This window comes from Paenibacillus dokdonensis, assembly GCF_004916975.1.
Lineage (GTDB): Bacteria > Bacillota > Bacilli > Paenibacillales > Paenibacillaceae > Paenibacillus_AQ > Paenibacillus_AQ dokdonensis.
Map to the genome: position 1 here is coordinate 597,791 of NZ_STGQ01000003.1, position 12,436 is coordinate 610,226.

Consider the following 12,436-nt stretch of genomic DNA (forward strand, 5'->3'; position numbering starts at 1 on the left):
AGCGATCTTATGCTTCTCACCTGGCCTCCCCTCCCTCCTTTGTTTCCGAATAACAAAAAAGGCAGAGAATGAACATAGGTTCATCTCCGCCTTTTAGCAAAACTGCTATTCTGTAATCAGCCCATAAGCTGAGATCCGCTTGATCCTGCGGGCCACCAGCATCGAGACGAGATAGGCTAACACGACAAGCCCGATGCATAACATGACGATCAGGGGAATCTTCACAATGAACTGTACGTTGTGTATGCCTGCCCCCGACAAGAGCAGCGTTAGCATGGAGTTGGTGTACAGGCAGCCCAGCACCCCACCGATGAGGACGCCGATGATCACAATCGGAATAAAGCTCATCGCGATCTGAGACATCAATTGAAGCGTCGTATATCCTGTAGCTTTTAATATCCCAAATTCCCGTTTACGTTTGAGAATCATCGTTTTAATGACGAGGTATAGGATCATCATGACAACTAACACCGTGATCGCAAGAACCATAACCATAACGGCAAAAACCGCTGAAATATAGATACTGCTTTGGCCGTTTATCGTCTCATCGACGTTTATGATATTCGCTTGTGTATTCCCGTATTTAGCTTTGATCTCCTCGATAAAACGGGCAGTATCTACATCCTTCAGATATACGTTGATGACAGAGCTCGTATAGTCGGGAACGATCTGCTGTATTCCAGACAAGGTTAAATAGGCTGCTTGCCCCATGTTGCTAATGGACTGGCTTAGACCCGTAATCAGGAATGGATGGGATACATTATTGATCTCAACCTTTACCGTATCGCCGATGCCTTTATCAAGCAGCTTGGACACTGTCCAAGATACGGCAATTTCATTGTCATATTTCGGAAATCGGCCTACATACACCGGCTGGTTTTCCAGCTTGCTGTAATCGTCCGAGATGTTCATATAGATCGCTTGCCCATCAATCCTCGTCGGTATGAAATCAAGGATAGCCGTCTTGGCTACGCCATCCATATGCTCAATCGCCGGAAACAGTTTTTCACTGTCAGTGGCTGTCTTCGCCTGAATCATAACATTCGATGTCTCCGCACCAACCAGATGGAAAAATGCTTTTTTATCAGCTGCTACATTGTAATACAACACAACGGAGAAGACGGATGCAAACGTAATAGCGGCAATGATAAAAGCAATCATGATATTTTGCTTACTATTCATCATCATCGTTTTGCAAGCGAGCACAAACTGGAGTCCACCCCTCGCTTTCTCCAGCGGGAAAGGATTCTTTTTGAAGCTGTGCGTCATAATACCTCCGCGTAGAGCCGCAACAGGATGGAGCTTCTGAATGCGTATACCCGATAGTAAGGTCACGGCTAGCACAAGTACAGCAACAATAAGGATACTGAGGATAATAGATACGATATCGAAACTCCGTGTCCACAGCAGCCCCGATAAAGTCGAGACAATCCCGCCGAATACGGGAATCACTGCATAGGAGACCGCAACGCCGACGATACCGGCGGACAGCGTAATGAGCATAAATTGCAGCACAATAGAAGCAAGAATCTGCCTGCTCGTGTAGCCCACCGCTTTCAAGACGCCGATATTCACAATGCCATCATCAATACTGTTCGTCACACGGAACTTAATAACGATCAAGGCGACAAGTACAATGACCGCTGCGAACGCAACCAAGATCATGGAGATAATATTGATCGTCATCGTACCTATGCTTTTCATCGTCTCAATATCCGTTTCCCAAAAAGTAGGGTCAATCGCATTCATGCTCGGATCCGGGAACTTCTTATTATAATCATTCATCACCGTCGTCGATTGCCTGCTATCGTTAAGGGTTGCGGACAAATAGGTTCCTCCTGCCGCCACCCCTACTGTATCAGACAACTGACGATACGCAGCATCCGGTAAAATGAATTTCATAATGCCCATACTGGGCGTGCCCAGCATCGTTGATTCAAAGAATCCTGCGATACGGTAGCTATATGCCTTATCCTGATAGGTTATGGTGAGCGCATCACCTAGCTTGTAGCCACCGCTTGTTTTAAAACTAAAAGATACATAAATATCATCTTGATGCATTGGGTCCAGCTTCTGGATCAGCTTCAGAGGGGAAAACCCCCGTTTAGCATCCGCATTGAATATCGCTGCACCACTATCCATCTGGCTGTCGCCATAACGGAACCTGGCCGCATCCAGCAAAATCATCGATTCCATTTCGATTTGTTTCACACCTGAATTGTTCTTAAAGAAGTCACCATAGGCTTCTTTATAGTTTGCATTTTTCATCATGAGGCTTAGATGCGGATCATGTAGTTCTTCAACCTTATCATCATAGAAGGTACTCATTTTGGAGATAACCGTTATGCCTACATTGAGAAGCAGGGCAGCAGCAAAAATCAAAATAAACAATGAAAATGCCGCACTTTTACCTTTTTTAATATTGGCTAAGGCAAGATTAACGATTTTCATCCTACCACCCCATTTCGGCTAGAAAGGCTTTTAACTTCTCATGCCTTTCATGATTGTGCTCCATATCGAATGCATCCAGCTTCAGGTCTCCACAAATCACACCATCACGCAGATAAAGCACCCTGTTTCCTCGTAAAGCCGTTTTGATATCATGAGTAACCATGACAATGCTCTGTCCATTTTGGTTCACAGCGGTCATGGCATCCAGCACGCTATCACTGGCAGCTGAGTTTAATGCACCCGTCGGCTCGTCTGCAAAAATAATTTTCGGACTGTTGATTAATGCCCGAACGATACCTGCCCGCTGTGCTTCGCCGCCGGAAAGCTGAGAGGGGAATTTCCCCCATGCTGCTTCATTTAACCCGACCTCGGCAAGCAATTCCTTGGCTTTGGTAACGATGGCCCGTTTATTCCTGCTTACCAGCAAGCCGCTCGCTAACACATTATCCAGAACGCTCATATTGTCCAGCAAATAGACCTGTTGAAATACAAACCCGCAATGGTTTCTTCTGAAAATCGCAAGCTGATCGTTATTCAGCTTGGAAATATTCTTCTCTTCAAAGTGAATCTCGCCTAATGTGGGTTTATCCATCCCGCTTAGCGCATAGAGCAGAGTCGATTTACCCGAACCGGAGCTGCCCATAATAACCGTAAAGTCGCCCTCCATCAGGCTGATGTCCAAATTCTTGAGCACATGCTGCTGATTTCCCCCACTGGAAAAGGTTTTGCATAATTTCTCCGTCCTTAATAGGCTATTTTGCATGTAATTAACACCCTCCTAAACAAATAAGACTGTAATATGAATTACAGTCTTATCATACAAAAGCAATTCTTATTTAATCTTTGTTCAATCCTTAACTGTTTCTTAAATTGGTTAGGCCAGCCTTATCCGGAGAATCACGGTAAAACCATCATCACGGTTATGACATTCAATATCGCCCAGCATTTTCTGCATAAAATATTTAGAAATGAACAGTCCAAGCCCCGTTCCGCTTTGCCCCTCGACGTTATGGCCCCGATAAAATTTATTGAACAAAAGCGGTAATTCGTCCTCATGGATGCCCTGCCCATAATCCATGATATGAAGTACCAGGAACGCATCAATGATTTGAGAGGTTATCTTAACGGAAGTACCCGCATATTTGTAAGAATTACTCAGAATATTATCGAATACCTGCTGCAAACGCGTTACATCCGTTACAATCATGCAAGCCGGAATCGGATCGCAGCTAATTTGATCATCATAATTCACGTTCGCAATGATTCTGCCCAGAACTTCACTTAATTCCTCGGAAACTGTTACCTTAAGCTCTTGCAGCTCTTCCAGCGTCGCATGGAACATATCCGTAACCAATAGATTAATTTGCTCCGCCTTGGTGTAGATCATGTTTAACTGCTTGATCACCTTGTCATCACTGGCCCGGATCAGCATCAGTTCACTCACAGCTTTAATGGAGGCCACCGGCGTTTTGATATCATGGCTTAAGCCAGCCACAAGCTCCTTCTTGCTGCGGTTTGCGGCATATTCACTCTGCCTGGCTGCCGCCAGCTCTTCACGCATGATATCGAAGCTTTCGGTAAAAGCGCCAAACGGGTTATTTTTATCCATTTTCAGCGGAATATCCAGATTGCCTCTCGCTACATTGACCGCAAAGTTCTGCAGTTTTTTGAACGGTTTAAATACCCTATGATTTAAAAATAGGATGTAAAAAATGCATAATGCCGTTATGGCCATGAAAGTGGTCATCATTACGATCACAAGCCGGCTCCTGCTCTGCTCGATGATGGCTTGATAATTATTATGAATGATCATTTTCCCCGCGAGCCTACCATCTATCATGATGTCTGTAACGGTATCCCGGTTTTTCATGGCATCATACAGGGTCGTTGAAAGCCCCTCCGCCGTTTGATACAGTATGGTTCCGTCATTATCAAGAATAACGAACTGCAGCTGCGCTGCATGATAATCTTCAGGCTTCATATTTCCCCAGCGGCTTTCGGTTATCTTTACCACTTCATTCACCGCGACAACATCCACATCGGTATTTACCTTCGTGTTAATCACTAGAAGTGACAGAATCATGCCTGTCACAAACACGATAAGGATCGTCAGGAACATCCACTTCATTCTCATGCCTTGCTATCCTCTAAGACGTAGCCTGTTCCCCATACGGTTTTGATATATTGCGGCTGATTGGGATTCACTTCGATTTTTTCGCGCAAGTGACGAATATGTACATTCAGCGTGCCATCGCCGGCAAAGGAATCGCCCCATACATTGTGAAACAGCTCTTCTTTGGTGACCACTCTATTTTTATGATTCACCAAATAGCAGAGCAGTTTATATTCAAGCGTCTTGAGTTTAACCTCTATACCATTCACACGGACACGGCATAAACTGCTGTCGATCTTCACTTGGCCAAACTCCAGCATTTCTGCGGGACCGTTGTTCCCGTATCTTTTGAGCACTGCTTTCACTTTTGCCAGCAAGATACTGAGCGTATACGGCTTTTGTATGTAATCGTCTCCGCCAATATTGAGGGCAATGAGAACATCGTCATCACTGGAGCGAGCGCTAATAAACAGAATAGGTATCTGCGTTATTTGCCGCAGCTTTTTGCATAAGTCAAAACCCGATGTATTACCCAGATTGATGTCGAGGAGGATCAGTGAAACTTCATGTTCTTTTAAAAATTGCATACACGCGTCTGCGTTAGTCACATAAGCGGATTGGACCTCAAACATATTAAAATACTCACATGTGGTTTCTGCCAGGACGGTTTCATCGTCCACAATTAAACAATCAACATTCATATTCGATCTCCATTGGAATTCAGAATAGGCAAGGCTTGGATACTTTTGTAATATACCATGAGCATTGGTGAATTGTAACGCAGCACTTCCATCCCCTCGCCTGGCAAGCTCTTCATGAACTAGGCTATAATAAGGGAACATGCCTCATCATATTTGAACCCAAAGGACGGTAAGCCATGCCTGACAATACAAATCCCATCGAACAAATGAAAGCCATTCAAAAAAAGCTCATACGGTTTATGATGAAATATAAATTCGCTTTGCAGGAAGTCGAGACTAAAATCGAAATCCTGCAGGAGGAATTCCAACTGCTCCATGACTACAATCCGATCGAGCATACAAAATCGAGGTTGAAGTCACCGGAGAGCATTATGAAAAAGCTGCTGCGTAAAGGCGGAGCTGGCTCGCTTGCCGATATTAAAGACAACATCAAGGATATCGCGGGCATCCGGATTACCTGCTCCTTCATATCCGACATTTACCGGATCAGCGAGATGCTGCAAAGGCAAGCCGATTTGAACATTCTGTCGGTCAAAGACTACATCCAAAATCCGAAGCCCAACGGTTATAAAAGTCTTCATATCCTGGCTGAGGTCCCCGTGTTCATGTCCGATCGCGAAGAAGCGATATGCGTTGAGATCCAGATCCGTACCATTGCCATGGATTTCTGGGCCAGCCTGGAGCATAAAATCTTCTATAAATGCAATGAAACCGTGCCGGAACGCCTCCTTCAGGATCTGAAAAAGGCAGCTGACACGGCGTACGAGCTCGATACGAAAATGGAGCAGCTGCAGCAGGAGATGGAAGAGGTCAAGCTGGCGCATCAATTCGATGCCAGAGAGGACTATCAGCTGCTAATCGATAATCAGCAGTTCAAAATCCCGGAAAATCTGCTGAAGCTGATTTCGGGGGAGGGGTAGCGGCCCAGCAAGCGATGCTGTAGTTTCCAATTCGAGAGCTGCCTGCATGGAGCTGCTAAGCTGTGGTTTACGTACGGAAATAGATAACGCCGAGAACTGTTTACTACAGAATTCTCGGTTTTTTTTATCTTTCGACTAATTCTCCGGCATAAATACATGGTAAAATATGATTTTAAAAAGGAAATATATTCTATGCATGTTTCTGATAACAATCATTTGAAATGACGGAGGAAAGCATGAAGAAAACAGTACTCGCTTTATTTTGTACGATCCTATTTTTTTTAACGACTGAAAGTGCATTGCATGCGCAAACGCTGCAAAGCACTCTACCTGAACCCATTTGGGTGGCCTCTACCCCTAACCTGCTTCCTGCTGATGTGTATGTCCGAAAGGTTAATAATCACCTCTACGTTATGGATGCATACGGGAAGGTCTCCATCCTGAATGACGGCACGGGCAAACAAATCGCTGAGGTTGATCCGACATCCCCCACATCCAAAATGGCCTATTCAGGATTTTTCGGAGGCAATCAGGTTGGTAAAAACGGCAACATATATCTGACCACAGCCGAGAATGATACCAAAAACAACCGGCTTACTCGTCGTCTTCAGGCATACAATTCTTCCGGAAAGGCGTTATGGGTTCGTGAATTTTCCCGGCCGATTCCTAAAACATTTGCTGAGAAGGTGAGCGATAACAGCGGGATTTTTATAAATAACGACGGAACTTTGTTATTTTACATGAGTCTTGAAAGATATAAGTCCATTGTTTACCAGATTGATCAACAAGGGAAGCAACTACAAAAGAAAGAGATCAATGAATTCGTGAACAGCCATCATAATAATATGATGACTACTCTTCTAAACTGGTCCGGCAAAGCGGCAGACTATTCGGACTATAAAGCAACGCTTACGGTATACGATTCGAAGCTGAATCGTTTATTCAATCAAAAAATCGATGGCCTGAAATTCAGAGGCATTTTGCCCGACAAAACACTGTTGTTCTATAAATTCAATAAAACGACGACAGACGTCATCGCCAAAAACAGCAAGGGAGCCATACTCTGGAAGAAATCCGTCCCCGGCAAGATCACTCTGGACAATTTCGCACAGGATGATGAGGCATTCAACAGCGAATATTTGGTAGCCTCATCCAACCAGACGCTGTATGTATTCAATTCGAAGGGTCTCTCTGCCCAGTCGAAGGTAGCCTTGAACAATCAAACGGCCAATCTTTCCTTTACCATGAACGGTGACGGGAATATCTTGATCGTGGACGAGAAGAGCTCCTTTCCGAAGGATACGCCGGAACAGATCATTATTTTAAAAGGCAGCGACTTAAGCAGGATAGGCAAAATCGCTATGCCTGCCGGAACATTCCTGGAAACCGCAAACCTGTACACGGGCCAAGGCTGGTTGTACAGATGGTTCGATGACATGAACAATCCTGATTTAAAAAACATCGCCATACAAAAATACAACCTGAATCTTTGATTCCGTTCAAGGGCCGCTCATTGGAGCGGCCTTTTACATGCCGTCTATCTACCCCACACCATATTCCACATCTGAGCTTGTGAAGAACGCATTCAAATTCCATAGGCGGAAAGGGACGCCTGCGGCGATCGAAGCGTTCTCAGGTCCTGTAGAAAAAGGAATTACGAGAACAGCTAAAGTTAGTTTACTCTGAAGTATATAAAAAAGTGCAAACGTATGAAACAGCGGCAGACTAGGGCTTTATTTGCAAGTCCTAGTCTGCCGCTGTTTGTGTTGAACTAACGTGTCCCGTTATGCTCGCAGGAAATTGTTATCCCAACACTAACTCAAAACGAGCGAAAATATCTTCTTCATACCACATCGTGAAATTAGTTCCCCATGTTGTGTTCAATAGTGTAAACGTAAATTTATTGTTGTCTTGATGGTATTTGTTGTTATAACTTAGATTGTTATTTGTTCCGATTCCCAAAAGAGGGGCATCAATAGGTTTAATATTGATTTTTTTATCGCTACCATTATAAATTAATTCTTCAATCATGTGTTGCAACTTATTTCCGTGACCTACCACTTCAAAAGGTGAAATAACGGTATCAATTTTACGAATCTTAGTTAAATACGGCGAATTCAAACGTGGTGTAATGTCAAAAGAATAAATTTCTGGATAACGAATGGCATCTTTATCCTTTAATAAAAGTGCAATTTCAACTTTATCTCCAAATTGATATTTAACCTTTACAACTCTTGGGGCACCATACTCTTCCACAGCTCTTTGGCTATACTTTAAAGTTGCTATAATCGAATCATCTTCCTTAACTAATTTCACAACATGTGGTGTGAAATTTTCATTCAATTGAATGCGTTTTTGAATTTCCATTCCTGGCTTTAAGAAGTCAATTGCCCACCAATTATGCTGTAATTCACGCAAATAGTTATAACGCAGGTTATCATAGTCATTTTGCCCAGCAATGGTATAGCTCAGAACCCCGAGTTTGTTGTCCTGATCAAAGTAAAGTGTTCCATCCTTTTCTAAGTGGTTAATGGAACCATCGCTAGCAAACATAACTTGATACCTGTTAACCGAAATCAATTCTTCCAAACCACATTCAATACCTTGGTTTTCAAAGATATGATATGGAACTTCGATTAGTTTTTTAATGTTATGTTGATCTTCAGGCTCCAAACAAGCTATTGCACGATCAACGTTCTTGCGCTGTTCTTTCCATGAAGACTCATAAAATTTGTAAGAACGATCAGTCCACTCATTATAAGTGTATTTCATTTCGCCAACAGTTTGATCTTTAACAATTCCATAAGCGTAGGTTAAATCAAGATCGGTAATTTGGTCTAAACTACGTGCTCGCTCAAAGTCTTTCTTTTCATAATTCATATAGTCACTGAAATAGCGTTTGATATCCATTCCCCAAGTATGCTCCGGAACTAACATCGCATAGAAATTAGCATCATCATTTTCTATTTTGTTATCAAACATGTAATTCGTTAAAATACGATAATCACGAATGATTTTCGGATCAGACATCATTCCGTGAATCCATGTATCCCCAATCTCCTCTGTAATAACTGGCAGTTGGTCACGTACTTCCCAAATTTCATTTGCAAACTGATCCATGGAAGTCATTTCAAGCTCATAGTCTGGATACTCATTCGCCATTTTTGACAAATAAGCGTTAATTTTCTCTTTTGTTCCTGGACCACTATTATCATGAGTATGCATAAACGCCAGCTTGTTATCCATGCAATCCACTCCGATTACGCCGCCATAGTCGTCTGAATAAGAGACAATGATCTCACTTTCGCCATTCTTCCATAGAAATGTATCAGGAACTTCTGGAATGGAACTCGAGCCATTTACACCAATGTGCAGGAATTTAATTCCTTGACGATACAACTCATCAACAATCCCGATCGTATGTCCTGGGACGTCAGTCATCTTTGCGCTTGTTGTTTTGTATCCATAGCGAGCATCTAACTTTTTTGAGATGGAAATGAAGTAATGTAAAGTTTGAGATGTCATCGCTTCCGATTCAAACGTACACGGGATGGCGTGCCAGCGAATGTAACCTTTCTTTATGGCGTCGTCCAGCTTTTTACAAGCTTCTTCATCCATGTTTTTGAAGTAATATTCAATAATAAAGCTGCCTGTTGTCCAAACAAAGTCTTTGCCCTCTTTTCTTAAGTCTTCAGCTAAAGTGATCGCGTTTTGAATGTAATCATGGCAATACTTGTGCAGGACATTTTCTGCCAAATCGGTAAAACCAATGTCTAAATGAGTTTTGTTTACCACATAGATTTTTTTCATTTCTATCATCACGCCTTTCTTAGTCATCATACGTCGTGAAATAATTGCTTTCAGGCTTTTACTCCACTTTTGTTTTTACAAGGTTCGGCCATTCCAATTCGGACTCTGAATCATGATATCTCATAAAACACCTCTTAATAATTAACTATTGGTATTTCACTTAATATCCTCCGCATATTTTGGGGTATTCGAAGTAATAATAGGTCATTCCATACGTCTAGTATTTATCTTATAAGGACACATCTTTATAAAATCCTGACATTTTAATGTGTCTACCTCCTGTTTCATACGATAAAATCTGATAAAACCATATCAATCGCGAAAAAGGTCATTAATACTCTAGTTGAATTGTTTAATTAAACTGCCCGTTAGCTTAATGCCTGCTGGCAATTTTTCAAAATCATACCTCCATGCTCCATTCTTCTGCTGCTCCGACTGAATACGGACTATATATCGGCCGATCTCAGCTTGTACTTTCTCCAGCAATTCTGTTATCGTCTCACACCCTGCCTTGCTGCCAAAGAAAATCCGCGATTGTTGTCAGTGATGTTCATATCGCATGTCGGAGAATCGTCATTGGTGGAGGTGTATACCCAAGCCATTTTTATATTTAAAGGAACCATTATCACATTTGCAAACAAGAACTGTGACAGGTATCACGGTAGGACACATGAAGGAGCAGGCATAGTAGAGAGATAAGCAGGAACTCTGTATATTGTGCTATTCATATGAGCAGCTGGATCAGACTTTCATACTCGTGAAAAAAGGAGCATAACAGTGTATACGATTCTTTCCAACGAACGCATCTGTGCGGGCATTTACCTCATGACGGTGGAGGGACAATTCCAAGAGGCATGTATGGGACAATTTTATATGCTGAGGGCTTGGAACGACGTCCCCGTATTATCTCGGCCAATCAGTATTTATAACGTGGAAAATAACAGCATTCAGTTCCTGTATAAAATGGCAGGCGAAGGCACCCGCTTGCTGGCAAAGCTGCATGAAGGAGACAGCATACAATTGGAAGGACCTTTAGGACATGGATTCCCGGATGTAAAGGGACGCGTTGCCCTGATCGGAGGCGGTATCGGTATGGCTCCCCTGCTGTACACTGCCAAGCAGCTGGATAAGCCCGATATATATCTTGGTTTCCAGGATCAATCCTATTTGACGGAAGCGTTTGAGCCTTATTCGAATAAGCTCGTTGTACAGATCGGCGGAAGCGTGCTGGATGATCTGGATCCAAGCTCATACGAATATGCACTGGTTTGCGGTCCGCTTGGCATGATGAAGGAAGCTGCACTGAGGGCGGAGGGCCTGAATACGAAGATGTATGTGTCTTTGGAAAAACGGATGGCTTGCGGCATCGGGGCCTGTTACGTATGCTCGGTGTTGAACAAGAATGGTCATCGTAAAGTATGTACGGATGGCCCTGTATTTCTGGCGGAGGAGGTCGATTGGCATGGGCAGCTTAGCTTGTAACATCGCGGGCATTCCCTTCATTAATCCCATCGTAATGGCATCCGGAACGTTCGGATTCGGACAAGAATATGCCAAGCAATACGATATCAATAAGCTAGGAGGGATCTCCAGCAAGGGATTAACCCTTGAGCCTCGTGCAGGAAACAGCGGAACCCGAGTATGGGAGACGGCTGGGGGTATGATGAACAGTGTCGGTTTAGAGAATCCAGGCATCGATGCCTTCCTGACCGAGGAGATGAAGTTCTGGGAAACGATTGAGCCCGTCAAGATTGTCAACCTGGGTGGGAGTAATATCGAGGAATATGTGCTTGGTGCATTGAAAATCACGAAGGATACGGGGGAACGCCGTAAAGATCATCTCCGCGCCGTAGACATGATTGAACTAAACATATCCTGTCCCAACGTAAAGGAAGGCGGTATGGCCTTCGGCATAAAAACGAACGTTGCCAGAGAAGTCATTCGTGAAGTAAGACAAGCCACATCGCTGCCGCTTGCCGTGAAGCTGTCGCCAAATGCGGAGAATATTGTGGAGATGGCGGTCATGTGCGAGCAAGAAGGCGCGGACTGTGTGTCGCTTGTTAACACCTTTTCAGGCATGAAGATTGATATTCATAATCGCCGGAGTGTATTCTCCAATATATACGCCGGATTATCCGGTCCGGCCATCAAACCCATTGCCCTGCGTATGGTACATCAGGTCGCCCGGCAGTTAAGTATTCCCGTTATGGGTATGGGAGGGATAACATCCGCAGCGGATATTATTGAATTTATTATGGCGGGCGCCGAGGTGGTTCAGGTCGGTACTTACAACTTCATGAACCTGCGCGCTGGCGAGGAACTGCTTGCCGGACTGCAGAGCTTGATGCTGCAGGAGAATATAAGCAGCCTCGATGAGATTCGCGGGATTTCGTACTAATGCAAAAAACCTTATCTTAAAGGATAAGGTTTTTACATTTCCA

The 12,436-nt window shown here is 43.6% G+C and carries 9 protein-coding genes; 4 read left to right on the top strand and 5 right to left on the bottom strand.

Annotation, left to right across the window (positions count from 1 at the left end; all coding sequences use genetic code 11):
• Positions 1–105: 105 nt before the first annotated feature.
• The 4 genes from E6W40_RS27050 to E6W40_RS27065 all read right to left on the bottom strand — a co-directional run bounded on the left by E6W40_RS27050 (position 106) and on the right by E6W40_RS27065 (position 5,265).
• Positions 106–2,451, bottom strand: coding sequence for an ABC transporter permease (locus tag E6W40_RS27050; protein WP_136608685.1), 2,346 nt, complete (start codon positions 2,449–2,451; stop codon positions 106–108).
• A 1-nt stretch (position 2,452) separates the two neighbouring features.
• On the bottom strand, positions 2,453–3,214 hold the full coding sequence (locus E6W40_RS27055; RefSeq protein ID WP_136608686.1) for an ABC transporter ATP-binding protein: 762 nt from the start codon (positions 3,212–3,214) through the stop codon (positions 2,453–2,455).
• Between the two features lie 111 nt (positions 3,215–3,325).
• Positions 3,326–4,585: a HAMP domain-containing sensor histidine kinase gene (locus tag E6W40_RS27060; RefSeq protein ID WP_136608687.1), complete on the bottom strand. Its 1,260-nt coding sequence runs from the start codon at positions 4,583–4,585 to the stop codon at positions 3,326–3,328.
• A complete protein-coding gene (locus E6W40_RS27065) occupies positions 4,582–5,265 on the bottom strand; it encodes a response regulator transcription factor (RefSeq protein ID WP_136608688.1) in 684 nt (227 codons plus the stop codon). The genes E6W40_RS27060 and E6W40_RS27065 overlap by 4 nt, the downstream gene beginning before the upstream one ends.
• 176 nt (positions 5,266–5,441) lie before the next feature.
• Here E6W40_RS27065 and E6W40_RS27070 point away from each other — a divergent pair, with 176 nt between their 5' ends.
• Together E6W40_RS27070 and E6W40_RS27075 are read left to right on the top strand one after the other, a co-directional pair.
• Positions 5,442–6,185, top strand: coding sequence for a GTP pyrophosphokinase (locus tag E6W40_RS27070; protein WP_136608689.1), 744 nt, complete (start codon positions 5,442–5,444; stop codon positions 6,183–6,185).
• 236 nt (positions 6,186–6,421) lie between these two features.
• Positions 6,422–7,678 (top strand): hypothetical protein, encoded by a 1,257-nt coding sequence (locus E6W40_RS27075; RefSeq protein ID WP_136608690.1) that lies wholly within the window; start codon positions 6,422–6,424, stop codon positions 7,676–7,678.
• 310 nt (positions 7,679–7,988) lie between these two features.
• On the opposite strand, the gene E6W40_RS27080 is transcribed toward E6W40_RS27075, so the two are convergent.
• A complete protein-coding gene (locus tag E6W40_RS27080) occupies positions 7,989–9,995 on the bottom strand; it encodes a DUF5054 domain-containing protein (RefSeq protein ID WP_168929073.1) in 2,007 nt (668 codons plus the stop codon).
• A gap of 777 nt (positions 9,996–10,772) precedes the next feature.
• Between E6W40_RS27080 and E6W40_RS27085 the strand changes: the two genes are divergently transcribed.
• A complete protein-coding gene (locus E6W40_RS27085) occupies positions 10,773–11,477 on the top strand; it encodes a dihydroorotate dehydrogenase electron transfer subunit (protein WP_136608692.1) in 705 nt (234 codons plus the stop codon).
• Positions 11,458–12,393 (top strand): dihydroorotate dehydrogenase, encoded by a 936-nt coding sequence (locus E6W40_RS27090; RefSeq protein WP_136608693.1) that lies wholly within the window; start codon positions 11,458–11,460, stop codon positions 12,391–12,393. Before E6W40_RS27085 ends, E6W40_RS27090 begins: the two co-directional genes overlap by 20 nt.
• Positions 12,394–12,436 lie beyond the last annotated feature (43 nt).

Excerpts from the sequence above, each read along its gene's own strand:
- E6W40_RS27080 (WP_168929073.1), bottom strand. The coding sequence starts at position 9,995 with ATGAAAAAAATCTATGTGGTAAACAAAACTCATTTAGACATTGGTTTT.
- E6W40_RS27050 (WP_136608685.1), bottom strand. The coding sequence starts at position 2,451 with ATGAAAATCGTTAATCTTGCCTTAGCCAATATTAAAAAAGGTAAAAGT.
- E6W40_RS27065 (WP_136608688.1), bottom strand. The coding sequence starts at position 5,265 with ATGAATGTTGATTGTTTAATTGTGGACGATGAAACCGTCCTGGCAGAA.
- E6W40_RS27060 (WP_136608687.1), bottom strand. The coding sequence starts at position 4,585 with ATGAGAATGAAGTGGATGTTCCTGACGATCCTTATCGTGTTTGTGACA.
- E6W40_RS27070 (WP_136608689.1), top strand. The coding sequence starts at position 5,442 with ATGCCTGACAATACAAATCCCATCGAACAAATGAAAGCCATTCAAAAA.
- E6W40_RS27055 (WP_136608686.1), bottom strand. The coding sequence starts at position 3,214 with ATGCAAAATAGCCTATTAAGGACGGAGAAATTATGCAAAACCTTTTCC.
- E6W40_RS27090 (WP_136608693.1), top strand. The coding sequence starts at position 11,458 with ATGGGCAGCTTAGCTTGTAACATCGCGGGCATTCCCTTCATTAATCCC.
- E6W40_RS27075 (WP_136608690.1), top strand. The coding sequence starts at position 6,422 with ATGAAGAAAACAGTACTCGCTTTATTTTGTACGATCCTATTTTTTTTA.